General features: G+C 63.9%; 20 protein-coding genes. 10 read left to right on the top strand and 10 right to left on the bottom strand.

Annotated elements, in window-relative coordinates; translation table 11 throughout:
• Positions 1–14: 14 nt before the first annotated feature.
• Positions 15–650 carry a LolA family protein gene (locus tag AC3CCE_RS11005; protein ID WP_023687739.1) on the top strand — a complete coding sequence of 212 codons (636 nt, stop codon included), beginning with the start codon at positions 15–17 and terminating at the stop codon, positions 648–650.
• Positions 651–680: 30 nt separating this feature from the next.
• On the opposite strand, the gene AC3CCE_RS11000 is transcribed toward AC3CCE_RS11005, so the two are convergent.
• From AC3CCE_RS11000 to AC3CCE_RS10960, 9 genes are all read right to left on the bottom strand, one after another.
• Positions 681–3,884: an efflux RND transporter permease subunit gene (locus tag AC3CCE_RS11000; protein WP_023694470.1), complete on the bottom strand. Its 3,204-nt coding sequence runs from the start codon at positions 3,882–3,884 to the stop codon at positions 681–683.
• Positions 3,881–4,987, bottom strand: coding sequence for an efflux RND transporter periplasmic adaptor subunit (locus AC3CCE_RS10995; protein ID WP_023687741.1), 1,107 nt, complete (start codon positions 4,985–4,987; stop codon positions 3,881–3,883). Before AC3CCE_RS10995 ends, AC3CCE_RS11000 begins: the two co-directional genes overlap by 4 nt.
• A 354-nt stretch (positions 4,988–5,341) precedes the next feature.
• Entirely contained in the window at positions 5,342–6,583 is a 1,242-nt protein-coding gene (locus AC3CCE_RS10990) for an MFS transporter (protein ID WP_352626022.1), read from the bottom strand.
• Between the two features lie 158 nt (positions 6,584–6,741).
• Positions 6,742–7,842 carry a pyridoxal phosphate-dependent aminotransferase gene (locus AC3CCE_RS10985; protein WP_352512750.1) on the bottom strand — a complete coding sequence of 367 codons (1,101 nt, stop codon included), beginning with the start codon at positions 7,840–7,842 and terminating at the stop codon, positions 6,742–6,744.
• Positions 7,843–7,974: 132 nt separating this feature from the next.
• Entirely contained in the window at positions 7,975–8,439 is a 465-nt protein-coding gene (locus AC3CCE_RS10980) for a Ros/MucR family transcriptional regulator (RefSeq protein WP_023726073.1), read from the bottom strand.
• A 214-nt stretch (positions 8,440–8,653) separates the two neighbouring features.
• Positions 8,654–9,367 (bottom strand): ROK family protein, encoded by a 714-nt coding sequence (locus tag AC3CCE_RS10975; protein ID WP_023745386.1) that lies wholly within the window; start codon positions 9,365–9,367, stop codon positions 8,654–8,656.
• Positions 9,368–9,483: 116 nt separating this feature from the next.
• Positions 9,484–10,857, bottom strand: coding sequence for a glucose-6-phosphate dehydrogenase (gene zwf / locus AC3CCE_RS10970; protein ID WP_352512748.1), 1,374 nt, complete (start codon positions 10,855–10,857; stop codon positions 9,484–9,486).
• A gap of 23 nt (positions 10,858–10,880) precedes the next feature.
• Positions 10,881–11,894, bottom strand: a complete 1,014-nt coding sequence (gene gnd, locus AC3CCE_RS10965; protein ID WP_352626021.1) for a phosphogluconate dehydrogenase (NAD(+)-dependent, decarboxylating) — start codon at positions 11,892–11,894, stop codon at positions 10,881–10,883.
• Positions 11,895–11,936: 42 nt separating this feature from the next.
• The gene (locus AC3CCE_RS10960; RefSeq protein ID WP_352626020.1) at positions 11,937–14,357 is read right to left on the bottom strand and encodes a glucan 1,4-alpha-glucosidase; all 2,421 of its coding nucleotides are present in this window, start codon (positions 14,355–14,357) and stop codon (positions 11,937–11,939) included.
• Between the two features lie 204 nt (positions 14,358–14,561).
• Here AC3CCE_RS10960 and AC3CCE_RS10955 point away from each other — a divergent pair, with 204 nt between their 5' ends.
• From AC3CCE_RS10955 to AC3CCE_RS10920, 8 genes are all read left to right on the top strand, one after another.
• Complete coding sequence (locus tag AC3CCE_RS10955) at positions 14,562–15,575, top strand: ABC transporter substrate-binding protein (protein WP_023683930.1); 1,014 nt, start codon at positions 14,562–14,564, stop codon at positions 15,573–15,575.
• 48 nt (positions 15,576–15,623) lie between these two features.
• Positions 15,624–17,141, top strand: coding sequence for a sugar ABC transporter ATP-binding protein (locus AC3CCE_RS10950; RefSeq protein WP_352626019.1), 1,518 nt, complete (start codon positions 15,624–15,626; stop codon positions 17,139–17,141).
• A gap of 1 nt (position 17,142) precedes the next feature.
• Entirely contained in the window at positions 17,143–18,114 is a 972-nt protein-coding gene (locus AC3CCE_RS10945) for an ABC transporter permease (protein ID WP_352626018.1), read from the top strand.
• Between the two features lie 2 nt (positions 18,115–18,116).
• Positions 18,117–19,064: an ABC transporter permease gene (locus AC3CCE_RS10940; RefSeq protein WP_352597689.1), complete on the top strand. Its 948-nt coding sequence runs from the start codon at positions 18,117–18,119 to the stop codon at positions 19,062–19,064.
• Positions 19,065–19,190: 126 nt separating this feature from the next.
• Positions 19,191–20,216, top strand: a complete 1,026-nt coding sequence (locus AC3CCE_RS10935; protein ID WP_023670460.1) for a BMP family protein — start codon at positions 19,191–19,193, stop codon at positions 20,214–20,216.
• Positions 20,217–20,389: 173 nt separating this feature from the next.
• Positions 20,390–21,901: an ABC transporter ATP-binding protein gene (locus tag AC3CCE_RS10930; RefSeq protein WP_352626017.1), complete on the top strand. Its 1,512-nt coding sequence runs from the start codon at positions 20,390–20,392 to the stop codon at positions 21,899–21,901.
• A 281-nt stretch (positions 21,902–22,182) separates the two neighbouring features.
• On the top strand, positions 22,183–23,238 hold the full coding sequence (locus AC3CCE_RS10925) for an ABC transporter permease (protein WP_352626016.1): 1,056 nt from the start codon (positions 22,183–22,185) through the stop codon (positions 23,236–23,238).
• Positions 23,235–24,179, top strand: coding sequence for an ABC transporter permease (locus AC3CCE_RS10920; RefSeq protein ID WP_023694455.1), 945 nt, complete (start codon positions 23,235–23,237; stop codon positions 24,177–24,179). Before AC3CCE_RS10925 ends, AC3CCE_RS10920 begins: the two co-directional genes overlap by 4 nt.
• Before the next feature lie 72 nt (positions 24,180–24,251).
• Here the strand turns inward: AC3CCE_RS10920 and AC3CCE_RS10915 are convergent, their stop codons facing one another.
• Positions 24,252–25,019, bottom strand: coding sequence for an SDR family NAD(P)-dependent oxidoreductase (locus AC3CCE_RS10915; protein ID WP_023686096.1), 768 nt, complete (start codon positions 25,017–25,019; stop codon positions 24,252–24,254).
• 233 nt (positions 25,020–25,252) lie between these two features.
• On the opposite strand from AC3CCE_RS10915, the gene AC3CCE_RS10910 reads away from it, so the two are divergent.
• Entirely contained in the window at positions 25,253–25,408 is a 156-nt protein-coding gene (locus tag AC3CCE_RS10910; protein ID WP_023670454.1) for a hypothetical protein, read from the top strand.
• Positions 25,409–25,451 lie beyond the last annotated feature (43 nt).

Below are 25,451 nucleotides of genomic sequence, written 5' to 3'. Positions count from 1 at the left end.
GGTAGGATAACTGAATGGCATATAACAGCAAAAGACTGCGGGCTTTCTGGTTCGCCGTTGTCAGCGCTGTCGCGATAAACGCCGAACTTTCGACCGCGGCCTTGGCCGCACCTGTAGAAGCGAAGACGATTGCCGATCACTTCTCATCGGTAAAGTCCATGTCCGGGGACTTTGTCCAGTCGGGCCCAAGAGCGGAAAGGACCAAAGGGAAATTTTTCCTCCAGCGGCCGGGCAAGATCCGGTTCAACTATGCAGGCCAATCAGGGGTCAGCGTAATTGCAGATGGAAAATCCTTGGTGGTCTATAACAAGAAGCTCAAGACATCGCGGCTTTATGCTCTCTCGAAGACGCCGCTCAAGCTGCTCCTCGACAATCAGGTCAACTTTTCCGGCAATCGCCTCAAAAGTATCAAGGACGATGGCGCCCAGGTGATCATCAGGCTGGCCGACAAGTCGGCCTTCGGCAATTCGAATATCACTATGGTGTTTGACAGGGAATCGCTCGATCTACGCAGATGGACCCTGACTGACGAGAGGGGCCTTACCTCGACAGTCACCATATCCAACGTGAAGCAGGGCGTTCGCGCTCCTGCGGGCACCTTCACTATCGACTATGCCGCAAACCGTGAATTCAACACCAAAACGAAATAGTCGGCAGCGCCACGAACTGCCCGTGTAACACTACTCGGCGGCCGTCTCCGACGGCACCTCTGCCGGTGCCGAAGGCTCGGCCTCGGCATGCGGCTTGCGCCGTGAAAACAGCGACCTTAGCGTGACGTAGAACACCGGCGTCAGGAACAGGCCGACGAAGGTGACGCCGAGCATGCCGGAGAACACCGCGGTGCCGAGCGACTGGCGCATTTCCGCGCCCGGGCCTGTCGCGATCATCAGCGGCACGACGCCGAGGATGAACGAGAAGGCGGTCATCAGGATCGGCCGCAGCCTGAGCCGGCAGGCTTCGACGGCAGCCTCGGCGGCCGACAGGCCGCGTTCCTGCGCCTGCCGCGCGAATTCGACGATGAGGATCGCGTTCTTGGCGGCAAGTCCGATCAGCACGATGAGGCCGATTTGCACGAGGATGTTGTTGTCCAGCCCTCGGAACGACACGCCGAGCAACGCCGCGAGCACGCCGAGCGGCACCACCAGCACGATGGCGAACGGCAGCACCCAGCTTTCATATTGCGCCGCCAGCGCCAGGAACACGAACAGCACCGACAGTCCGAAGATATAGACAGCGGCATTGCCGGTGTTGCGCTCCTGATAGGCGAGTTCGGTCCATTCGTAGGAGGTACCGGCCGGCAACGTCTGTGCCGTGATCGCTTCCATCTTGGCAAGCGCATCGCCGGTGGAAACACCGGGCGCGGCGTTGCCCTGCAGCGGCACGGAGACGTACATGTTGTAGCGCTGGACCAGCGCCGGGCCGGTGACGTCGCGGATCTCGATCAACGTGCCCAGCGGAACCAGCGCGCCGGTCGCCGAGCGCACCTTCAGTTTCAAGATGTCGGCGCGATCGAGGCGGAACGCCTGGTCGGCCTGCGCGCGCACCTGGTAGACGCGCCCGAAAGCGTTGAAGTCGTTGACGTAGGCGGTGCCCAGATTGATCGACAGCGTCTCGAAGATGTTGGGGATCGGCACGTTCAGGATGCGCGCCTTGTCTCGATCGATCGCCAGGAAGAATTGCGGGCTGGACGCGGAGAAGGTGGTGAACACGCCGGTCAGCCCCGCCGTCTTGTTGGCCTTGCCGGCAATTTCATAGGCAAGCGCCAGGATCTGCCGCATGTCGGCGCTGTTGCGCTCCTGGATCTGCAGCTTGAAGCCGCCGGCATTGCCGACGCCGCGGATCGGCGGCGGCGGCAGTGCGATAATGAAGGCTTCCTTGATGCTTTGCAGGCTGCCGAACAAATTGCCGATGACCTGGGTCGCGGACTGGCCGGCTTCCAGTCGCTCGTCAAACGGCTTGAACCTGGCGAAGATCACGCCCGCGTTGCTGGCATTGGTAAAGGTGGCACCGGAGAAGCCGGCGAAGGCGACCGCGTAGTCGACGCCCGGCGTTTTCTGGATGATCTGCGACGCCTGCTGGATGACGGCATCGGTCCGCGATAGCGAGGCGCCGTCCGGCAACTGGACGACGACGATCGCATAGCCCTGGTCGAGCGACGGAATGAAACCGCGCGGCACCGTCTGAACCATATAGACCGTGGCGTAGATGAGGGCCGCGAAAACGGCCAGCGTGGCGGCGATCGCTATTCGCGAGCCGACCAGCACGCGCACGATGCTCGAATACCAATGGGCGACCTTGTCGAAGCCGCGATTGAAGCCGTCGGCGAGCGCCCGTCCGAACCGCGCCAGGAAAAAGCGCGGCGGCGCCGCAGCAGTGTGGTGCGGCTTGAACAGCAGCGCGGCCAAGGCCGGCGAGAGCGTCAGCGAATTGAATGCCGAGATCGCCGTCGACACCGCGATGGTGATCGCAAACTGCAGGTAGAACTGCCCGGAAATGCCGGGAATGAAGGCTGTCGGCACGAACACCGCTATCAGCACCAGCGAGATCGCGATGACCGCCGTTCCGACTTCGTCCATGGTCAGGTGCGACGCCGGATTGGGCGCCAGCCCGCTGGCGATATTGCGCTCGACGTTCTCGACCACGACGATCGCATCGTCGACGACGATGCCGATGGCCAGCACGAGGCCGAACAGCGTCAGCATGTTGAGGGAGAAGCCGGCGGCGTAAAGCACCGCCAGCGTGCCGATCAGCGACACCGGGATCGCCACGATCGGCACGATCGCCATGCGCCACGATTGCAGGAAGACGATGATGACGATGATGACCAGCACCATCGCCTCGAGGATCGTCTTGTAGACCTCCTGGATCGACTCGGCGACGAACTCGGTCGGATTGTAGACGATGTCGTAGCTCAACCCCTTCGGGAAGTCCTGGGAAAGCTCCTTCATCTTGTCCTGGATCTCCGCGGCTGCGGCGAGCGCATTGGTGCCTGGCCGCTGGAAGATGGCGAGCGCCACCGCCGGTTTGCCGTTGAGATAAGAGTTGGTGACGTAATCCTTGGCGCCGAGCTCGATGCGCGCCACGTCCTGCAGCTGGATCAGGCGGCCGTCTTCGGCCGATTTGACGATCACGTATCGGAAGTCGCGTGCGTCGTTGAAGCGGCCTTGCGTGGTGACCGTGTACTGGAACGCCGTGCCGGTATTGGTCGGCGGCGCGCCGATCGAGCCGCCCGACACCTGGACGTTCTGGTCGCGCAGCGCCTGCACCACATCGCCCGAGGTCATCCCCAAGGCGGACAGTTTTTCCGGATCGAGCCAGATGCGCAGCGAATATTCGCGTTCGCCAAAGATGATGAGGTCGCCAACGCCGTCCAACCTGAGCAATATGTCGCGCACCCGCGAGCGGGCGTAGTTCGAGACGTAGAGCTGGTCGTAGGTATTGTCGGGCGACAGCATGTGCACGACCATCATCAGGTCGGGCGAGCTCTTGATGGTGGTGATGCCGAGGCGGCGGACTTCTTCGGGCAGGCGCGGCTCGGCGACCGAGACGCGGTTCTGCACCAGCACCTGCGCCTGGTCGAGATCGGTGCCCAGCTTGAAGGTGATGGTCAGCGCCATCGCCCCGTCGCCGGACGAATAGGACGACATGTAAAGCATGCCCTCGACGCCGTTGATCTCCTGCTCGATCGGCGTTGCCACCGTCGCTGCCACTGTCTCGGCGTCGGCGCCCGGGTACTGGGCGCGAACGACGATGGTCGGCGGCGCGATCTCGGGATATTGCGCGATCGGCAGCTGGGTATAAGCAATCCCGCCGAGGATCAGGAGGACGATCGAAACCACCGATGCGAAGATCGGACGGTCGACGAAGAAATGGGCGAACCTCATTGCTGCAACCCGGCGGTCTCGACCTTGGGCGGCAACGTCACCATCTCGACTTTCACCTTGGTGCCGGGCCTGGCGTGCATCAGCCCGTTGACGATGATCGTCTCGTCGCCGGTCAGGCCCGCGCGGATCACCCGGTAGCCGTCGAGAAGCGGGCCGGTGCGCACGGGCTTCGCCGACACCATCCCGGCCTCATCCACCAGGTACACGATGCGGCGATCCTGATCGGCGCCGACCGCCTCGTCGGGCACCAGGACGCCGCTATGCGGCAGCGACCCCGGCACGTTGATGCGCCCGAACATGCCTGGCTGGAGAACGCCGTCGGCGTTGGCAAACCTTGCACGCACCCGCATGGTGCCGGTCGCGTTGTCGATCCGGTTCTCGGCAAAATCGAGCTTGCCCTTGAATACCGCCTCCGCGCGGTCGGCGACGCGAACCACCACCTCGAGCCCGCCGGCGCCTTCCTGCATGCTGCCGCCGCGCTCCTTCGCGTCGCGGGCGTAGCTGAAATACAGGCGCTCATCGACGTCGAAATAGAAGTCGATCGGATCGCGCGTGACGATGGTCGTCAGCAAGGTGGAATCCGGCTGCACGAGGTTGCCGACCGACACCAGCCGGCGGTCGATGCGGCCGGACAAGGGCGCCTTGATCTCGGTGAACTCCAGGTTCAGGTTGGCCGTCGTCAGCGCAGCCGTCGCGCCTTGCATCTGCGCCTGCGCCGAAAGGTATTCCCGCCGACGGTCGTCGACCGTCGCGGCCGAGATATTGCCGGTCTTGGCGAGTTCATCGGCGCGATCCAGCTGCATCTTGGAGAATTCGAGCAGGGACTTGGCGACGTCTACTTGCGACTTGGCGGCATCGTAGGCCGCCTGGTACGGACGCTGGTCGATGGTGAAGAGCAGGTCGCCCTTGTTGACCAGTGCGCCGTCCTGGAAGCTGATCTTGTCCAGATAGCCGCTGACGCGCGAACGGATGGCGACCTCGTCGACGGCTTCGAAGCGCCCGACGAACTCGTCGTCTTCGACGATTTCACGTACCACCGGCTTGGCCGCCGTCACCACCGGCAGTTGCTGGTCCTGCGCAAACGCGTTGCTGCTGAAAGCCATACCGAGCAGAAATGCCACTGGGACGGCGGCGCGGGCCAGCCAGCCGGCCGATCGGCTGGGTCGCCCGCTTGCGTCGCGATGCGATTGCCGATTCCCTGAAGTGTCCATTTGCGTCCCCGCTCGCTGGACCCGGAGGTCGGGTGGTTCTCTTCTATATTTAAGGTTTCTCATGAAGACCAGAGCACTGCAGTATTGTGCATGGCAACATGATCATTTTCCATATGGGTTGAAATGTCCACCCTGTGGCTGCCCCGCCATCTGGCTAGTTCGCCCAGAACCGGCCCGTCCGCTTCCGACCCATCTCAGCCGTCATCGGCGCAAGCTGATTTGGACCGGATCCAGCGGCTTACTCGATCAGTTGCGGCTGTTGAGATGCCGCACCCTTCGCAGTTGCGGAAACAGCACCGCCCACAGTCCGGCGACGGCAATCGCACCGACGCCGCCGATCACCACCGCGGGCACGGTGCCGATCAGCGCCGCCATGGTGCCGGCGCGGAACTCGCCGACTTCGTTGGAGGCGCCGACGAAGACCTGGTTGACGGCGTTGACGCGGCCGCGCACCTCGTCGGGTGTCCACAGCTGGATCAGCGTCTCCCTGATATAGACGCTGAACATGTCGGTGGCGCCGAGGCCGGCAAGGGCCAGGATCGACAGCCAGGTGATGGTCGAGACGCCGAACAGCACGGTGAAGGCGCCGAACCCGGCGACGAAGCCGAGCATGATCTTGCCGGCATTGTCGCGCAGCGGATGCCCGGCAAGCCAGACCGCGACACAGATGGCGCCGATGCCGGGCGCCGAGCGCAGCAGGCCGAGTCCCCAGGGGCCGAGTTCCAGAATATCGCGGGCATAGACCGGCAGCAGCGCCGAGGCACCGGACAGAAGCACGGCGAAGAGGTCGAGCGAGATGGCGCCGAGGACGATCTTCTCGCTCCAGATATAGCGGAAGCCGGCAAACAGCGTCTCCATCGTCGGCTTGTCGGTGGCGCTCTGCTGCGCCGGTTTCGGAATGGTGAAGATCAGCAGACCGGCCATCAGCATCAGCACGGAGGCAACGGCGTAAGCGGCTTCGGCCGAGACGCCATAGAGCAGGCCGCCGGCGACCGGGCCGACAATGGTCGCCGTTTGCCAGGCGGACGAGTTCCAGGCGATCGCATTGCCGAAATCTTCCGGCGGCACAAGATTGGCGAACAGCGACGACGAGGCCGGTCCGTAAAAAGCGCGCGCCAGGCCGAACATCGCCAGCACGATGAAGATCGGCAGCGGGCTGACGAGACCGCGCAGCGTGAAGTACAACAGGACAAGCGCACAACCTGCCTCGACTACCGTCGCCAGCGCCATGATCAGGCGGCGGCCGAAACGGTCGGCGACAACGCCGGTGACCAGCACCAGCAGCAGCGACGGCAGGAACTGGACGATGCCGACAATGCCGAGATCGAAGGGATCGCGCGTCAGATCATAGATCTGCCAGCCGACGGCGACGGACACGATCATGGTGGCGAAGGTGGTCAGGAAACGCGCCGCCCAATAGCTCAGGAAGGAGCGATGGCGGAAGGCGGCGTAACGCCGGTCAGGCGGTGTATGGGAATGGGATGTCATGGATACAGGCCCCGTTGCTTGCATTGGCCGGCGGGGCACTTCCCGGAAATGGGCGCTGTTCCGGCCAATGAAACTTATCAAAGTTCCGGGCGCGTATGCGTGAAAATCGGGCCTGGATCAAGCGGTTTTCCAGCCGCTCGCCCGATTGCACGCGGACGTTACTGCCTCAGCGCGGCTGTGATGGCGTCGAGGCCGCCCTGTAATTCCGCCTCTTTCGGCCAGCCGAAACCGACGCGGAAGAAGCGCTTGGGCATATCGAACCAGTGGCCGGGACCGACATAGGTGCCGTGGTTTTCCAAGAGATTGACGTAGAAACGGTCGAGGTCGAAGTCTGGACTGACATTGAGCCTTGGAAATCCGACGACGCCGCCTTGTGGCCGCACCCAGTCGACCAGCGGCTCGCGGTCGATCCAGGCTTGCACGATGTCGCGGCGTTTCGCCATCTCGGGCAGCAGAGCGGCCAGGAAAGCGTCGCGGCGCTCCAGCATGCCGCGCGCAATGCCTTCGTCGATGACGCTGCCGCAAATGCCGATCTGCTCCTTGGCGGCGAGGAAGCGCTCCTGCAGTTCGGCATCGCTGGTGATCAGCCAGCCAATGCGGATGCCGGGAATGCCGAAGGCTTTCGACAGCGACGAGACGCTGATCGCTTTGGGGCTGAGAGAAGCCGCCGCCGGCAGGCGCTGTCCATAGGAGAGGTCGCGATAGGTCTCGTCGACCAGCAGATGGCAGCCGCTCGCTTCGGCCAGCGCAATCAGCGCGTCGAGATCGGCCCGGCCCATCATCGTGCCGGTCGGGTTGTGCGGGCAGGTGACGCTGATCAGCTTGGTGTTCGGTTGCATGCTGGCGGCGACGCGGCCGAAATCGATGGCAAAGCCTGCGTCGAAATCGAGATCGACATAGGAGATGGCGCAGCCGATCGCCTTGGGGGTCTCGATGTTGGTGGCGTAGTTCGGCCGGACGACGACAAGGTGGTCGCGCTCCGACAGAAGCGAGGTCGAAATGATGAAGAGCGCGCCCGCCGCACCGGCGGTCACCAGAACATCGTCAGGCGAAATGCCGGAATCCTGCGCCGCGATCAGCGCCCGCAACTCCTTGTCGCCGCGATGCTCGCCGTAGAACAGCGTGAGATCCGGCAGCGACAGGCCGACGTCGGAGAGTTTCTGATCGGCGATCGAGCTTTCGGAGAGATTGAACCGAATGCGATCGTAGCCGTATTCCTCCGGCGCCTCTTTCTCGATCACCATTCTGGCGTAGTTCATGGCTGCTCCCCAAAGTCCTGACACTCAGAGGTACAAGCCATAAAAGCACGAAGCCTGCCAAGGCTCATTCGCCGGCAGGCTTCTGTTCCAGTCGTCCAAACGATTGGCTCAGGGCCGAGGCGCTGATCCCACTCAGGCCGGAACTTTGGCCTTCCGACCCTTGGCTTTCGTCGGCGCGGCCACTGCAGCCTTGCGGCCGAGGCCGATCGACTTGGCCAGCTCGGAGCGCGACGCCGCGTAGTTGGGGGCAACCATCGGATAGTCGGCCGGCAGGCCCCATTTGGTACGATAGGCTTCCGGCGTCAGGTTGAAATGGACGCCGAGATGGCGCTTCAGCGATTTGAATTTTTTGCCGTCCTCGAGGCAGATGATGTAATCCGGCGTCACCGACCGCTTGGGATTGACGGCCGGGATCTGCGGCGCCGCCACTGGGGCCGGCGGCTGGCTGAGCCCGCCGATCGACGCCGCAACGCTGGCGATGAGATCGCTCAGGCCGGCAACGGGCAAGCGGTTCTTCTCGACGTAAGCGGACACGATATGGGCGGTAAGCTCGAGCAGGTCGATGTCCTTGTCAGAGTCGTTGCTGTCGTCGGCCAATTTATCTCTCCGTCGCTATGGGGGTGGCGGAAACTCCCAGAGTGGTCCCAGCGGAGCCGGAAATCCGCTCTAGTCATTTGTCTTGCCGCATATGTGCGGTTGCGCCAGATGATTCCATCCGGTGCCACCGATCTAATCGCCAAATCTGCGTAACGCAATGACTTCGCATCGCGCCACACGTCATTTTGAACAACTATACTGAATTTTAATACTATCAGACGATGAGCGCCTTGTCGCGCCATAGTCGAAAACCGCCCTCGAAAGCGCGCGTATTGTCGCCGCGCCTGGATGTGGCGGGCAATTCATCCAGTCTGTCGACATTGCCGCCGCCGATCACGACATAATCCGGCTGCAGCGCCGCACGCAGCCGCCCGACGACGTCGAAAACGTATTTGCGCCATTTCTTCTTGCCGTATTTCTCCAGGCCGCGCTCGCCGACATAATCTTCGAAACTGCCGCCCTTGCGGTACGGCAGATGCGCCAGTTCCATCGGCTGGCCGACATTGTTGAGGATCATCGCCGCGCCCAGGCCGGTGCCGAGGCCGAGGAACAGCATGCGCCCGCCATCGTAGCTGCCGATCGCCTGCAGCAGCGCGTCGTTGACGACCTTGACCGGCTTGCCGAAGGCGGCGGCAAAATCGTAGCCGTCCCAGCCCTTGCCGAGATTGGCGGGATCGAGCGAAGGCCTGTTGTGCCTGACCGGGCCGGGATAGCCCATCGAGATCACGTCATAGGCCAGCCCTTCGGCCAGCGTCTTCACCGTGGCGACCATCTGCTGCGGTGTCAGGTCCGGTCCGGAATCGGCCCGGCGCATCTCGCCGCCTGCGCTGGTGAGGATTTTCACATGCGAGCCGCCGACATCGATCGTCAGTACGATCGGTTCGGCCTTGGCCTTCGCGGGCCTGGCTGCCTTGGCTGCCTTGGCCATGTCGTTTCCTCCGCTCACTTGGAGCATTCCCCGTTTCAGGGAAACGGGGAATGCTCCAACTCTTTGTTTTACGCAATTCCGGACGGAAAGACCGCTCGCACTTTTCCTGGAATTGCTCAACTCGGATTGATCCAGCCGTTGGGCGGCCCGAAGCTGGCCATGGCGTCGGCAGGCCCCCAGGTCTTCGGCTCATACATATGCGGCGGCGTGGTGTCGCCCAGCACCGGGCCGACGATGCGCCAGGCAAGCTCGCTGGCATCCTGGCGGGTGAACAATTGGCCATTGCCGTTCATGGCATCGCCGATCAGCCGCTCATAGGGCGGCATGTCGCCCTTCGAATCGTCCAGCGCGGTGAGCTCGACCTGCTCGCCGACCATGTCGTCGCCGGGCGCCTTGCGCTGCGCGCCGATCGAGATCGCCACCTGCGGGTCGATGCGGAAGCGCACGTAATTGGCGTCGCTGGGCTTGATCGGATCGAAGACGTCGAGCGGCGGCCGCTTCAGCCGCACGATCACTTCGGTCACATGCACCGGCATGTTCTTGCCGGTGCGGATGAAGAAGGGCACGTCCTGCCAGCGCCAGGTGTCGACCATGAAGCGCACCGCGGCAAAGGTTTCGACCGGCGAGTTCGGCTTCACGCCGGGTTCAGCGAGGTAGCCGGTGAACTGGCCGCGCACGACGTCGTCCTTGGTCAGCGTGCGGATGGCGCGCAGCACCTGCACCTTCTCGTCGATCAGATCGTCGGCCGAGCGGCCGACCGGCGGTTCCATGGCGAGCAGCAAAAGGATGTTGAGCAGATGGTTCTCGATCACGTCGCGGATAGCGCCGACATCGTCATAGAATTTGCCACGGCCTTCAACGCCGAAGTCCTCGGCCATGGTGATCTGTACGCTTTCGACGAAGTTGCGGTTCCAGATCGGCTCGAGAAAAGAATTGGCAAAGCGGAAATAGAGCAGGTTCTGGATCGCCTCCTTGCCGAGATAGTGGTCGATGCGGAAGATCGACTGCTCTTCGAACACCAGATGCAGCACGCGGTTCAGCCAGCGCGCCGATTGGAGATCGTGGCCGAACGGCTTTTCCACCATCAGCCGCGCGCCATGCGCGGTACCAGATTGCTCCAGCCCCTGGACAACGGTCTCGAACATGGTCGGCGGCACCGCCATATAGTGCAGCGGCCGCTGCGCCGAGCCGAGCGCCGTCTTCAGCTTCTCGAAGGTCGCGCCGTCGCGGTAGTCGCCGCTGACATAGCGCAGCAGATTGGCGAATTTGGCGAAGATCTTTTCGTCGATCTTGCCGACAGCGTTGACGATGCCGTCGCGGGCCCGCGCCTGCAATTGGTTGATGTCCCAGGCATCGAAGGCGACCCCGATCACCGGCTCGGTCAGCGTCCCCTTGGCTACCATCTGGTAGAGGGCCGGAAATATCTTCTTGTGGGCAAGGTCGCCGGTTGCTCCGAAGAGCACCAGCGTGTCGGACCGTTCCGGGCTCATCTTGCGCGTCTCCCCTGCGGCCTTCACTTGCCGGCCTTCGGCTTTTCGACATGGCCGCCAAAGGCATAGCGCATGGCCGACAGCAGCTTGTCGGCGAATTCGGATTCGCCCTGCGAGGAGAAGCGGTCGAACAAAGCCGAGGACAGAACCGGCGCCGGCACGCCGGTGTCGATCGCCGCCTTCAGCGTCCAGCGGCCTTCGCCGGAATCGGAGACGCGGCCGCCGAACTGGGCCAATGCCGGGTCGCTCTTCAGTGCGCCGGCGGTGAGGTCGAGCAGCCACGAGCCGATCACACTGCCATGGCGCCAGACCTCGGCCACTTGCGGCAGGTCGATGTCGAACTGATAGTATTGCGGGTTTTCCAAAGGGCTGGTCTCGGCGTCCGCCGTGCGCTGTCTTTTGCCGGCATTGGCCGATTTCAGGATGTTGATGCCTTCGGCGTAGGCGGCCATGACGCCATATTCGATGCCGTTGTGGATCATCTTGACGAAATGGCCGGCGCCGCTCGGTCCGCAATGCAGGTAGCCAAAGGGTGCGGTCCCGCCCGCCTTGTCGGGCGTGGCGCCGGCATCGGCGCCGGGCGCCAGCGTGGCGAAGATCGGGTCGAGGTGTTTGACCGCCGTGTCGGGGCCACCGATCATCAGGCAATAGCCGCGCTCCAAGCCCCAGACGCCGCCGCTGGTGCCGACATCGACATAGTGCAGGCCCTTGGCCGCGAGCTCGGCCGCCTGGTCGACAGCGTCGTGATAATAGGAATTGCCGCCGTCGATGATGATATCGCCGGGCTCCATCAATGCTGCCATCTGGTCGGCGATCCTGCCGGTGATCGCCGCCGGCAGCATCAGCCAGGCGCTACGCGGCTTGGACAGCTTGCCGACGAACTCTTCCATGGAGGCGGCGCCGATGGCGCCATCGGCAATCAGGGCGGCAACGCTTGCCGGGTTGATGTCGTAGACGACGCATTCATGGCCGTCGCGCATCAGGCGGCGCACCATGTTGGCGCCCATCCTGCCCAGTCCCATCATTCCGATCTGCATGGTCTTGTCCTAGTCGCTTGAGGAAAGAAAATTGTGGGCGAGTTAGTTCTCAATGCCGACGGTGAAGTCGACATTCTCCCAACGGTCGCCGTCGGGCCAGAAAAAAGTGAAGACGATCGTATTACCTCGCGGAATATCGGCCACCGGCAGATCCGCCAGATGGACGCCAAAGACATTCACGGACGTGTTGATTTCATGGCTGGTCTGCCACTGGTCGCCGCTCCAGCGGATCAGTGCCGGCTGCAGCAGTTCAACCCGCAGCGTCTTGCCGGCTTCCAGGGTGCGCAGCCTGTTGTTGAAGCGCCATATCCTCAGCGGCGAGCCGGTCTTGTCCCTGACATAGCGCTTGACGCCTTGCGGCGGCATGTCGAAGACGGCGCCGTCGCGGAGCGAGCGCAACAGCTTGATGTGTTCCGAATGCGCCCAGACCAGCGGCATGGCGCTGCCCGACGGCCTGCCCAGCCACAATTCGCGCTCCGGTATGTCGGCGCCGTCCCAGACCTGTTCCGGCAGCAGACCGCCCACACCAGCCGAAGCCTCGAATGTCCTGAGCAGGCTTGCCGCCTTGTCCTTGTTACCGGCGGCCAGCTCGTAGTGGGCGCGTTCGCCGGCCAGCAACGGCCAGGGTCGGCCCTGGCCGTTGCCGTCGAAGGGGGCGCCGTCGGCGTGTTCGCCATAACCGTCGCTGGTGTAGCGGTACCATAGAGGCCCTTGCGGCAGGTCGCAGCGCAGTTGCGCGTCGATGATCTTGACCGTGCCGACGATGCGCGGATCGTCCGCGGCCCTGAGGCCGAAGCGGACTAGCGCCAGCGCGTCCGGGCTGACAATCGCTTCGGCCGGCTTGTCGGTATCGCCCGGCGGACGGTTCTTGATCGGTACGAAGCCGTCCTTCGGCGATGCGGCGCCTGAACCGTCGGCCGGCGCGATGCGGATGTAGTAGCCGTCGACGCCAGCCTCGTGGCACTCCGGTGTGCCGCTGACATAGGTCCAGCGCTCGATCTGGTCGTTCCAGCAATCCGCGACCTCGCGCAAATAGTTAGCCGGCTCCGGTTTGCCGTCAACGTCGAACAGATCGGCGGCGCCAAGCAGTGCCGATATTTCGACGGCGAGCGTGAATGGGCTGTAGCCGGCATCCTCTTCCCAGCGGTCCTGCCCGGTGACGGGACCATTGCGCACGACATAGGACGCTGCTTTCTCGACCATCGGCATGAAGGCGGCGAGCTTGGCGCGCGGCAGGTGGCCGGCGCGGTGCAGCGCATCGGCAAGCAGCAGTGGGAAGGCGCATTCGTCCATCTGGATGCCCGGCCAATAGAGCGAGCCGTCGAGCCACACATTTTGTGGCCAGTGGCCGTCCGGCTGCTGGATGGAACGGAGATAGGCGAGGATCTCAAGCGCCTGCGCCGGATCGCCGGCGGCGAGCAAGCCGCCCGCGGTTTCCACAAGGTCGCGCGGCCAGACCAGATGATAGCCGCCAAGGTCGTCGTCGCCCTTGCTCGCTCCCCACGGGATCGACAGGCTGGCAACGGCCGCGCCGGGCCTCGCCAGCGACAGGTGCGTCGCCAGCACCGCTGTGCTGACGCGGTAGGTGTTGAGGCCGGATGCATCATGGTGGTCGAGCGGCGTCAGGCCTGCCTGCCATTTCCGCCATTTCGCGACATAGGCCTTTGCCGCCGGCTCAAAACCGCGTTTCAGGCTGGCGGCGGCGTTTTCGGCCGCTTCATCCGGCGTCGCCCCAAACCCAAGCGCAAGCAAGGCTTCGCTGTTGGCTAAAGAAAAGCCGATCTCGCCGGTCAGCGCGACATTGCCGTCCTCCGCGCTTTGGCAGGTCGGATCGAGCCGGCCGGCGCGGCTGAGTTGCTGCCAGCCGTCGGAAAAGCCTGCATAGCCGGCCGAGCAGTCGCCCCAGGGCAGCGAGGAGGCAAGCGCCAAGCAGGCGCCGTGCCCGGACGCAAACAGCATCGGCTTGCCCTTGTGCTCGCCGATCCAGGCGGTGTTGCCCATGCCGGCATTGACCAGATGCGGCGCCAGCAGGGCGTAGACGCGGTAGTCCGTGGCCACGCCCTCGAGTGCCGTGAAGCTGATTTCCTGCAGCAGGGCCGGGCGCGCCGGATCCGCCAGGATGCGCTTTTCGATCCGGTAACGCCCCGTCGCGTTGACCAGCCGGTAGGCGGGCACGCCGTCCTCGAACGGCTCGATGGCATGCGTGGCGTCACGCTTCTCCTCGGAAAACCAGCCGCCGAGGCCGGTGACCAGCAGTCCCATGTCGCGCGTGCAGGCGCTGTCGAGGCCGGGATAGTAGACTTCATTGACGATGCCATGGCTGAGCGTGAACCAGACGCGACTCGCCGTTGAAAGCGCGGCACCTACGCCGCTCTTGGCGCTTGACGTCCAGCGCGCCGGAATTCCGGGCGCGCCCATTCTTTTGGGTGCACTGGGGGGAAGGGTCGGCGGCGTCGCTGCCATGCATGGTCTCCTGGGCCCTTCCCTAGACCAGCAGGCGAAGGCTTTTCAATCATCGCACCTGAAGTTGATCGCCAAAGCGTAACCGATCGCAGTTGACAAGCGAGCTCATCTGCATTTGTCTGACAATAGATAAAAAACAGGCAGCCAACGCCAAAACCATCAGCAACAGTCGGCGGGGCCGACAATCCATGGGAGGATTATGACATGAAGAAACTGCTCGTCCTGAGCGCTCTGGCGGCGATGCTCGCCTCGGGCACGGCGCTTGCCGACACCAGCGGCAAGAAGATCGCCTTCTCCAACAATTACGCCGGCAATTCGTGGCGCCAGGCGATGCTCGACAGCTACGGCATCGTCACCAAGAAGGCGGTGGAGGATAAGATCGTCGGCGCCGCCGACATCTTCACCACCGCCGACAAGGAAGTGCCGACCCAGGCTGCCCAGGTGCAGAACCTGATCCTGCAGGGTTATGACGCCATCGTCATCAATGCCGCATCGCCGGATGCGCTGAACGGCGCCATCAAGCAGGCCTGCGATGCCGGCATCGTCGTCGTCTCCTTCGACGGGACGGTCACCGAACCTTGCGCCTACCGCGTCGTCGTCGACTTCAAGGACATGGGCAAGCAGGAAGTCGAGCAGATGGCCAAGTTCCAGCCCAAGGGCGGCAATTTGCTGGAAATCCGCGGCCTTGCCGGCACCTCGATCGACGATGCCATCCATGCCGGCATCCTCGAAGGCGTCGCCGCCCATCCCGAGTTCAAGATCGTCGGTTCGGTGACCGGCGACTGGGACCAGACGACGGCGCAGAAGGCGGTCGCGACGATCCTGCCTTCGTTGCCCGACATCGTCGGCATCGTCGACCAGGGCGGTGACGGTTATGGCGCGGCACAAGCCTTTGCCGCCGCAGGCAAGCCGCGTCCGACCATCATCATGGGCAACCGCCAGGACGAGCTGAAATGGTGGAAGGAGCAGAAGGACAAGGATGGCTACCAGACCTGGTCGGCCTCGATCGCGCCCGGCGTGTCGTCGCTGGCCTTCTGGGTGGCGCAGCAGGTGCTCGACGGCCGCACCGACATTCCGCATGACCTTTTGGTGCCGTATCTCGCCTTTACCCAGGACAATTTCGAGACCGAGCTGCCGAAAATCAAGGAGGGCGGCGTCGCCACCCACGAATACAGCCAGGAAGACGCAATCGCGGCGATCAAAGCCAATATCAAGTGATGCATTGCATTCATTGCCAGCGGCATGACCGACCGGATATCGTTGAGCATGCCTGAGGCCAATACGGACATCATCAGACTGGCCGGCGCCGAAAAACATTTCGGCGCCGCCCATTTGGACATCATCAGGCTGAACGGCGCCGAAAAACATTTCGGCGCCGTTCGGGCGCTTAACGGCGTCGACTTCCATGTTGTATCAGGCGAATGCGTCGGGCTGGTCGGCCACAACGGAGCCGGCAAATCGACGCTGATGCATATGGTGGCCGGTACGCTGCAGCCCGATGGCGGTGAGATCGCGGTGCGTGGCAATGCCGAAACCGACTACTCGGTGGCGCGCGCGCTGAAACTCGGCATACGCTGCGTGTTCCAGGAACTGTCGCTCTGCCCTAACCTCAGTATCGCGGAGAATACGCGCATCAACCATCCGGCGCTCACCGGCTTCGGCTGGCGACGCAAGGCGGCTGCTCTCATTGCCGCCAAGCTGGACGAAATCTTTCCGGATCACGGCATCTCGGCAGACGACATTGCCGGCGATCTCTCCATCGGCCGGCGGCAGATGGTCGAGGTGGCGCGCGCCTTCACGGTGACGCGCGATCCGCTCGACTTGGTCATTCTCGACGAGCCGACCTCTTCGCTGGATGCGCATACTGCGGGCCAGCTGCTTGCCTTCGTGCGCCGTTTCGTAGCCACCGGGGGCAGCTGCATCCTGATCTCGCATGTGCTGGGCGAGGTGCTGCAGAATGCCGACCGCATCGTGGTCATGCGCGACGGCAAGGTGGTCGCCACGGACGTTGCAAAAGCGTTCGACCGCGACCGGCTGGTGGCCACCATGGGCGGCGCGGAAGCGCGCGAGAAGATCGCGGCGGAGATCGCCGCCAGGCCGGCGGCGGGCCCGCTCAGGGTGCGGGCGCGGCCCGAGCGGCAGCAGGACGGCAAGGAGCTTGTCGCTCGCGCCGGCGAGATCATCGGGCTTGCCGGGCTTGCCGGCCATGGCCAGACCGACCTGTTGCTGGCGATCTTTGCCGCCGCGACGCGTAGAAGGCTTGATATCGAGGTGACCGCCCCGGTGGCGCTGGTGGCCGGAGACCGCCAATCGGACGGCATTTTCCCGCAATGGTCTATTGCCGAAAACATCGGCATCCGCTCGCTGGCGCGGCTGCGCAAAGGGTTGCTGATCTCGCCGCAGCGCGAGGCCGAGCTTGCCGAGTTCTGGAAGCAGAAGATCGGCATCCGCACGCCTGACATGACCAACAACATCTTCTCGCTGTCCGGCGGCAACCAGCAGAAGGCGCTGTTTGCCCGCGCACTGGGTTCCGATGCGCAGATCGTGCTGATGGACGATCCGATGCGCGGCGTGGACATCGGCACCAAGCTCGAGGTCTACGATCTCGTGCGCGAGGAGGCGGCCAAGGGCCGGACCTTCCTCTGGTACACCACCGAGACCGAAGAGCTCGACAATTGCGACCACATCCATGTCTTCAAGAACGGCCGCATCGTCGCCAATCTCACGCGCGACGAGCTGACCGAGGAAAAGATCATCCAGTCCTCATTCGGCGACGCGGCCTGAGATGACGGCAGTCGCTCCCGGCCCTACGTCCTCGCCGCGCAGCAGCGCGGCCCGCGCGCGCCTGCTGCGCAGCCTGTTGCCGGCGCTGTCGCTGGCGCTGGTGGTTATCGCCATCGCCTGGCTCAACCCACGCGCCATCAGCTATTTCGGCTTCAGCCTGATGTTGAACCTCGCTATTCCGATCGCGCTGGCGACGATCGCCCAGATGTTCGTCATCGCCGGCAATGAGCTCGATCTGTCGATCGGCACCTTTGTCGGCTTTGTCGGCTGCGTCACCGCGACCTGGCTGAAGGACGCGCCGCTGCTCGGCGTGATCATCCTGCTCGGCTCCATAGGCGTTTATGCGCTGCTCGGCGCACTGATCCATCTGCGCAATCTGCCGTCGATCGTGGTGACGCTGGGCATGAGCTTCGTCTGGCAGGGGCTTGCCATTCTGGTGCTGCCCAAGCCCGGTGGCAAGGCGCCGGACTGGCTCTTGTCGCTGATGGCCTTCAAGCCGCCCTTCATTCCGTTCCCTATCATCGCCGCGCTGGCGATCGCAGCGGTGGTGCATTTTGGGCTGATGCGCACCTCCTATGGCGTCATCCTGCGGGGATCCGGCGGCAATCCGGCGGCGCTCAGGCGCGCTGGCTGGTCGCTGCTTCGAACCAAGATCGTGCTGTTTGCGCTGACCGGCCTATTCGGCGTTCTGTCCGGCATGGCGCTGATCGGCATCACCACCTCGGCCGACGCCAATATCGGCAATGGCTACACGCTGCTGGCGATCGCCGGCGTCATTCTCGGCGGCGGCGAGTTCGTCGGCGGCCGGGTGTCGCCGATCGGCACCGTGCTCGGCGCGCTGACACTGGCGCTGGCGGCATCGCCTCTGCTCACCTTCATGCACATTCCGCCGGATTGGCAGGTCGCCGCCAACGGCGCCATCCTGATCATCGTGCTGGCAGCCCGCGTCCTGATCAGTCGCAGGGAGAGATAGCGATGACATTTGTGAAATCGCTGGCCGCCAAACCCTGGATCTGGTCGTTCATCGGCGCGATGTTCGTCTGGCTGGCGACCATCGCTTTCACCGGCGGCTATGGTGGCGGCGGCATGGTCACGGCGGCACTGTCGCTGGCGGTGTTCACCGTCATCGTCGGAGTCGGCCAAATGTTCGTCATCACGCTCGGGCCAGGCAATGTCGACCTGTCGCTGCCGGCCAATATCGGGCTCGCCAGTGCCGTCGCCATGAAGGTCATGGGCGGCAGCGATTCCATGATCGTGGTCGGGCTGCTCGCCGCGCTCGCCTGCGGCGCTGCCATCGGTGCCGTCAACTATCTCCTGATCTGGGCGCTGAGGATCCCGCCGATCATCGCCACTCTGTCGGCCAGCTTCATCATCCAGTCGATCGACATCAGCTATGGGCGTGGCCTGCAGATCAAGCCGCCGCCCGGCTTTGCCGATTTTGCCAACTGGCAAATCCTGGGCATTCCAGTGCTGGCGATCCTTACCGTATTGTTCACCATCGGTGCGGCCATCGCCTTGCAGCGCATGATCTATGGCCGCTCGGTGCTGGCGATCGGCCAGAACATCCGCGCCGCGTGGCTTGCCGGCGTCAATGTCGGCCGCACCCGCTTCCTCACTTACACGCTGTCGGGCGCGCTCGGCGGCATGGACGGGGCGCTGCTCGCCGGCTATTTCCGCGGCGCCAATGTCGATATCGGCAACGAGTACCTGCTGGCCTCGATCGCCGTCGTCGTCATCGGCGGCACCTCGGTCGCCGGCGGCAAGGCCAATGTTCCCGGTGTCTGGGGCGCGGCGCTGTTCCTGGTGCTGCTTCTGACCATGCTCAACACGTTCGGCGTCAGTGCCGGCGTTCGGCTGTTGCTGACCGGGCTGATCATCGTCGGCGTCATCACCGTAGCCGGTGGCGAGAAGGCGGTACGCTAGCGCCGGCTCCTGCCAGCGACACCGCCAAATTTGACCATGTGGACAAAAGTCCGCACCCGTTCCATAGTTCCGCGTCTGATTTCGGAACAGCCGGCTCGACACGGCTGTCAAACAGAGGGGCACTAGATGGAAAACCGGAAAAACAAATCGCAATCGACCGGCCTGTCGCGGCGCGACGTGCTGGAACTCGGCGCACTTGGCCTGGCCGCAGCCATGCTGCCGGGTGCAGCCTTCGCCAAGGACAAGAAGCTGAAGGTGGCGGCGATCTTCGCCACGCCGATCGAGGAGCCGTGGGACAACCAGATCCACGTCGCGCTGCAGAAGGCCGAGAAGGAACTCGGCATCGAATACAAATGGTCGGAAAAGGTGCAGACCGCCGATTTCAGCCGCGTCATGCGCGAATATGCGCAAGGCGGGTATCAGCTGGTGCTGGGCGACGCCTTCGCCGCCGAGCGTGAATCGCGCCGCACGGCAAAGCAGTTCCCGAAGACGGCATGGCTGTTCGGCTCGGGCGCCGGCCCGGCCGAGCCCAATTTCGGCGTCTTCGACAACTGGATCCACGAGCCGGCCTATCTGTCCGGCATGATCGCCGGCAAGATGTCGAAGTCGGGCACGATCGGCGCGGTGGCGGCCATGGGCATTCCGGAAGTGAACCGGCTGGTCAACGCCTTCTTTGCCGGCGCCAAGGAGGTCAATCCCAACATCAAGAAGAAGGTCGCCTTCATTGGCTCGTTCTTCGATCCGCCCAAGGCCAAGGAAGCGGCGGTCGCCCAGATCGATGCCGGCGTCGATGTCATCTATGCCGAGCGCTTCGGCGTCATCGAGGCGGCGGTGGACAAGAAGATCCTCGCCATCTCCAACATGTCCGACCAGTCGAGCCTCGGCCCCGACACGGTCATAACCGGGCCGGTCTGGGACATGTATCCGACGGTCGAGCAGGCGATCAAGCTGGTCAAGGCCGGTGTCTTCACCGCGCAGGATTATGGCGATTTCTCGCGCATGGCCAAGGGCGGGTCGTTCCTGGCGCCCTACCATAAATTCGACAAGACGCTGCCGGCGGATGTGAAGGATCTGGTCGAGAAGAAGAAGGCCGAGATCCTGGAAGGCAATTTCCGGGTGGATGTGGATGAGAACACGCCGGTTTCGGATTAGCTCGGCGTACCCTCCCCCTTGAGGGGAGGGTGGCCCGCAGGGCCGGGTGGGGTCCTCCGCGAAGTGCTCCATCCTGCTAAGTCATGGGTTGAGGCAGTTGAGGTGACCCCACCCGCCTCGCTTCGCTCGGCACCCTCCCCTCGAGGGGGAGGGGTATCTCCGCAGGAGCACCATTGTCCGCCCCTCTCATCGAAATGCGCGGCATCACCAAGAGCTTCGGCGCCGTCAAGGCGAATGAGGCTGTCGATCTAAGCGTCGCCCCAGGTGAGATCCTCGGCCTGCTGGGCGAAAACGGCGCCGGCAAGACGACGCTGATGAATGTGCTGTTCGGCGCCTATGCGCCCGATGCCGGCGAAATTCTTATCCAGGGCAAGACCGTGCGGATCACCAGTTCGGCCGATGCGCTGGCCGCCGGCATCGGCATGGTGCACCAGCATTTTCATTTGGCGCCAAGGCTGACGGTCCTGGAAAACCTTCTGATTGGCATTCCCGGCAAATCCGGCCGCATCGACCGCGCCGGCGGACTTGCCCGGTTGTCCGACATCAGCCGTCAGCATGGGCTGACGCTGGACCCCAACCTGCCTGTCTCCGCGCTGTCGGTCGGCGAGCAGCAGCGGCTCGAAATCGTCAAGGCGCTGTTTCGCGGCGCCAGGCTGTTGATCCTCGACGAGCCGACGGCGGTGTTGGCGCCGAGCGAGGTCGACGGGCTGTTTTCGGCGCTGCGCTCGATGGCGGCGCAGGGGCTCGGCATCATCTTCATCTCGCATAAATTGAACGAGGTGCGGGCGCTCACCCATCGCTGCACCGTGTTGCGGCACGGCCGCGTCGCCGGCCGTGTCGACGATCCGGCGAACACGACATCGGCAGAAATGGCGCAGCTGATGTGCGGCCATGAGATCGTGCCGCCGGCAAGAGGACCTTCGACCCCAGGCGCGGCGGTGCTGACGCTCGACGGTATTTCCACCTCACGGCATTCGGGGACGCCGCTGCGCGATGTATCGCTTGCCGTTCGCGCGGGCGAAATCCTCGGCATTGCCGGGGTCTCCGGCAATGGCCAGCGGGCACTGGCCGAGGTGATTTCCGGCACGCGCGCGCCCGACGCCGGCGTGATGACGATAGCCGGCAAACCTGTGACGCGGTTCTCCCCGCGCGAGGTGCAGGCGCTCGGCCTTGGCCGCATCCCGGAAGACCGTATGACGACCGGGCTGGTCACCAATCTGCCGCTCGCCGATTCCATGGTGTTGCCGCGCATTGGTACTGCGGCTTTCAGCAGCCGGGGCCTGCTCAAGCCAGATGCGATCCGCGCCTTCGCCGAAGAACAGATCAAGGCCTATGACATCAGGTGCCCCGGGCCGATGACCCGCGCCGGCGCGCTGTCGGGCGGCAATCTGCAGAAGGCGCTGCTGGCGCGCGAACTGGCTTTCGACCCGAAGGTGCTGATCGTCTCGCAGCCGACGCGCGGCCTCGACATCGGTGCCGCCCGCTTCATCCACGAAAAATTCCTCGACATGCGTGCCAAGGGCTGCGGGATCATCGTCATCGGCGAGGATCTCGAAGAGCTGCTGGTGCTCTGCGACCGCATCGCGGTGATGTATGAGGGCCGCATCGCCGGCACGCTGGACAGCGCCGATGCGACCATCGCGCGGCTTGGGCTGCTGATGACCGGGGCGGAGGGCAGAGCCTAGATGGACTTTCTCACTCGGTTCCTCGCAGAAACCTCAAATAATACTGCCCGCTTTTGGCTGACTTTAAGCGTCAGCGCTGCCCCTCACCTGCCTGCCGGCATCCTCTCCCCGTATAGAGACGGGGAGAGGGGCTCTCACCCATGGTTTCGCCAATCACCACAGCTGCAAGAGGGGAGTTGCATAGGGCCCGGATCCCTTCTCCCCGTGTCTATTCGGGGAGAAGGTGCCGGCAGGCGGATGAAGGGCGGCGCGACCGTCTGGGCGGCGGAGGGGCATAGCTGATGTTCCGCCTCGAAGCCCGCAGTTCCACCCCCGCCTGGTTCAATCTCGCTTTGCCGCTGCTGGCCATCGGCGCAGCGCTGGTCCTGTGCAGCGGCCTCATCGCGCTGGCAGGCGCCGGCGTGCTTGAGGCCTATGGCGTGATGCTGTCGGCCTCGTTCGGCGACAGCTATGCCATCACCGAAACGCTGGTGCGCGCCGCCCCGATGATCTTCACCGGGCTGGCTGTGGCCGTCGCCTTCCGGGCCAAATTCTGGAACATCGGCGCCGAGGGCCAATTGCTGGCCGGCGCCGTGGCCAGCTGCTTCGTCGGCGCCATCCCAATGCCGGGCGCGCTGGCGATCCTGTCGATGGCGCTGGCGGGCGCTGCTGCCGGTGCCGCGGTAGCGCTGGTGCCCGCGACGCTCAGGGTCAAATTCAAGGTGGATGACGTCGTCAGCTCGCTGCTGCTCAACTCGGTCATCTACTATGCGCTGATGACGCTGATCGAGGGGCCGTGGAAGGACTCGTTCAGCGGCTATCCGATCTCGCCGCCGATCGAGGATTCGGCGAATTTCCCGGTGCTGCTCGAAGGCACAAGGCTGCATCTGGGTGTCATCGCCGCGTTGATCGCGGCCCCGTTGATCTGGTTCCTGATCGTGCGCACCACGCTCGGCTTCCGGATCAGGGTCACCGGCGAAAGCCCGGAAGCCGCCCGCTATGGCGGCATACATGTCGAGCGGGTGCTGATCTCGACGGCGCTGCTGTCGGGCGCGCTGGCCGGGCTTGCCGGCGTCGGCGAGGTCGGCGGCGTGCATTTCCAGGTGATGAGCGACATTTCGCCGGGCTATGGCTATTCCGGCATCGTCGTTGCCATGCTGGCCAGGCTCAATCCGCTCGGCGTCGTACCGGCGGCGATCTTCCTGGCCGCCGTGATGACCGGCGCCGAAGCGATGTCGCGCGCCACCGGCGTGCCGGCGTTCCTCAGCGATGTCATCCAGGGCACGGCGCTGCTCGCCATGCTGGTGGCGCTGCTGTTCACGGCCTATCGCATCCGCCGCGTCGGTGCCGCCTTATGAGCGCGGTGTTCGAACAGATCTTTCAGGTCGGCTTCCTCGCCGCCATTATCCGCATCGCCACGCCGCTGGCATTTGCCACGCTGGGCGAGATGTTCTCCGAGCGGGCCGGCGTGCTCAATCTCGGTATCGAAGGCATCATGCTGCTCTGCGCGATGACCGGCTTCACCGCCGCCAGCCTCAGCGGCAGCCTGTGGCTCGGCGTGCTGGCCGCGGTGTTGACCGGCATGGCGATGAGTGCGCTGCATGCGCTGTTCACCGTGGCGCTCGGCCTCAGCCAGCATGTCTGCGGCATCGGCGTTACTTTGTTCTCGTCCGGCCTTGCCTATTTCCTCTACCGTCTGACCTTCGGCCAGCAATCGGTGCCGCCCAGCATCAAGGGTTTTCAGACGGTGCCGATCCCGCTGCTGTCGGATATTCCGGTTCTGGGGTCAGCGGTTTTCAACCAGTTTGCGCTGGTCTACTTGGCAATCATTGCCATCCCGCTCGCTGCTTTCGTGCTCTACCGCACGCCTTGGGGGCTGTCGGTGCGGATGGTCGGCGAGAACCCGCGCGCCGCTGATTCCGCTGGGGTCAGCGTCATCGCCACGCGCTTCCAGGCGGTCATCCTCGGCGGTGCGCTGATGGGGCTTGCGGGCGCCTTCCTCACCATGGCACAGTTCAACGCCTTCACCTTTGGTGTCGTGTCGGGCCGTGGCTGGGTGGCGATCGCGCTGGTCGTGTTCGGCCGCTGGGACCCGTGGCGCTCTGCGGGCGCGGCGCTGCTGTTCGCCTTCGTCGATGCGCTACAATTGCGCATGCAGGCGAGCGGCCTCGGGCATATTCCCTATGAGACGTTCTTGATGCTGCCGTTCATTTTCACCATCGTCGCGATGGCCGTGATGTCACGCAACGCGGTTGCGCCGTCGGCGCTGCTGAAGCCGTTTCGACGAGAAGAGCGGTAAGGCGAGTAGGACTTGGCGCCCTTCCTCTCCCCCGATCGACGGGGGAGAGGAAGGGCGCCAAGCCTGGGATACTCACATCGCCGTAAAACCATTATCGACAAACAGATGCGTCCCGTTAACGAAGCTGGACTCATCGCTGGCGAGGTACAGCGCTGCCTTGGCCACTTCCTCCGGCTCACCGATGCGGCCCTGCTGTGCGGCCAATGCGGCGTCCGACACGTCGACGCCGAGCTTGCCGAGATCGGCGACCTCGCGCAGGCCGTGCGGCGTGCGGATGAAGCCGGGACAGACGGCGTTGCAGCGTATGTTGCGGTCGCGGAATTCGACTGCGATGGCGCGCGCGAACATGTGGCAGGCGCCCTTGGTGGTGTCGTAGAGCACCTCCATGGGTGTGGCCGCCACAGCCGAGATCGACGAGGTGCAGACGATCGAACCGCCACCGGCAGCGATCATGCCCGGCAACACGGCGCGCGTCATCAGGAACATCGAGCGGACATTGACCGCATGCAGCCAGTCCCATTCCTGCACCGTCGTCTCCAGGAACGGCTTTATCACGATGGTGCCGGCATGGTTGAACAACACCGTGGCCGGGCCGAGCCTGGCAGTCGCCGCCTTCACTGCGGCCTCGACCTGCGCCTCGTCCGAGACGTCGGCCACCCAGTGTTCGGCGATATGTCCCCGCGCGCGTATCGCCGCCGCAGTGGCTGCCGCCGCCTCGCCATTGCGGTCGATGATCGCCACCTTGGCGCCTTCGGCGGCGAACAATTCCGAGGCCGCTCCGCCCATTCCGGTCGCGCCGCCCGAGATGATTGCAATCTTGCCGGCTAGTCTTGTGCCCATGTTCTGTTCCCCGTTCCCGATCGAAATAATCCGCATTTACGCCGGAATGGCGATGCTATCGCCTATGCAGACGTCGGCCAAGCTTGTCGCTCGCTTGTCTCCAACAGGGGTCTCCCAGCAATGCCAAACCAAATAATAAGGAATACTGAGAAAATCATTCTACATATCTCCAAAAAATAGCACTCGACAAAGTCTACTGATTTTATAGATTAATCCGCAAGACGGAGGTCGATATGTCCTATATCCAGAACGCCGAGACGGACCGCACCAGCCAGAGGCTGGCCAATAGCCAGGCTTTCCGCCCGGCCTATGCCGGCGCTTTCGCCTATCTCGTCTTTGCCCTTGCGTTCGTGTTCACCGGGGCAGTCGTGCTCGGCTTGATTCCCTGACCGATCAGGCCGAAAGGGTGGCGACCTAGCGCTTTCAGTGAGT

Source organism: Mesorhizobium sp. P160187 (assembly GCF_057766425.1).
The sequence above is the reverse complement of the archived record's forward strand: the minus strand, read 5'-3'. Positions and strand labels throughout refer to the sequence as shown.

What these genes read in the sequence shown, in the direction of transcription:
- AC3CCE_RS11005 (WP_023687739.1), top strand. Translation starts at nt 15, where the DNA reads ATGGCATATAACAGCAAAAGACTGCGGGCTTTCTGGTTCGCCGTTGTC.
- AC3CCE_RS11000 (WP_023694470.1), bottom strand. Translation starts at nt 3,884, where the DNA reads ATGAGGTTCGCCCATTTCTTCGTCGACCGTCCGATCTTCGCATCGGTG.
- AC3CCE_RS10995 (WP_023687741.1), bottom strand. Translation starts at nt 4,987, where the DNA reads ATGGCTTTCAGCAGCAACGCGTTTGCGCAGGACCAGCAACTGCCGGTG.
- AC3CCE_RS10990 (WP_352626022.1), bottom strand. Translation starts at nt 6,583, where the DNA reads ATGACATCCCATTCCCATACACCGCCTGACCGGCGTTACGCCGCCTTC.
- AC3CCE_RS10985 (WP_352512750.1), bottom strand. Translation starts at nt 7,842, where the DNA reads ATGAACTACGCCAGAATGGTGATCGAGAAAGAGGCGCCGGAGGAATAC.
- AC3CCE_RS10975 (WP_023745386.1), bottom strand. Translation starts at nt 9,367, where the DNA reads ATGGCCAAGGCAGCCAAGGCAGCCAGGCCCGCGAAGGCCAAGGCCGAA.
- zwf (WP_352512748.1), bottom strand. Translation starts at nt 10,857, where the DNA reads ATGAGCCCGGAACGGTCCGACACGCTGGTGCTCTTCGGAGCAACCGGC.
- gnd (WP_352626021.1), bottom strand. Translation starts at nt 11,894, where the DNA reads ATGCAGATCGGAATGATGGGACTGGGCAGGATGGGCGCCAACATGGTG.
- AC3CCE_RS10960 (WP_352626020.1), bottom strand. Translation starts at nt 14,357, where the DNA reads ATGGCAGCGACGCCGCCGACCCTTCCCCCCAGTGCACCCAAAAGAATG.
- AC3CCE_RS10955 (WP_023683930.1), top strand. Translation starts at nt 14,562, where the DNA reads ATGAAGAAACTGCTCGTCCTGAGCGCTCTGGCGGCGATGCTCGCCTCG.
- AC3CCE_RS10950 (WP_352626019.1), top strand. Translation starts at nt 15,624, where the DNA reads ATGCCTGAGGCCAATACGGACATCATCAGACTGGCCGGCGCCGAAAAA.
- AC3CCE_RS10945 (WP_352626018.1), top strand. Translation starts at nt 17,143, where the DNA reads ATGACGGCAGTCGCTCCCGGCCCTACGTCCTCGCCGCGCAGCAGCGCG.
- AC3CCE_RS10940 (WP_352597689.1), top strand. Translation starts at nt 18,117, where the DNA reads ATGACATTTGTGAAATCGCTGGCCGCCAAACCCTGGATCTGGTCGTTC.
- AC3CCE_RS10935 (WP_023670460.1), top strand. Translation starts at nt 19,191, where the DNA reads ATGGAAAACCGGAAAAACAAATCGCAATCGACCGGCCTGTCGCGGCGC.
- AC3CCE_RS10925 (WP_352626016.1), top strand. Translation starts at nt 22,183, where the DNA reads ATGTTCCGCCTCGAAGCCCGCAGTTCCACCCCCGCCTGGTTCAATCTC.
- AC3CCE_RS10920 (WP_023694455.1), top strand. Translation starts at nt 23,235, where the DNA reads ATGAGCGCGGTGTTCGAACAGATCTTTCAGGTCGGCTTCCTCGCCGCC.
- AC3CCE_RS10915 (WP_023686096.1), bottom strand. Translation starts at nt 25,019, where the DNA reads ATGGGCACAAGACTAGCCGGCAAGATTGCAATCATCTCGGGCGGCGCG.
- AC3CCE_RS10910 (WP_023670454.1), top strand. Translation starts at nt 25,253, where the DNA reads ATGTCCTATATCCAGAACGCCGAGACGGACCGCACCAGCCAGAGGCTG.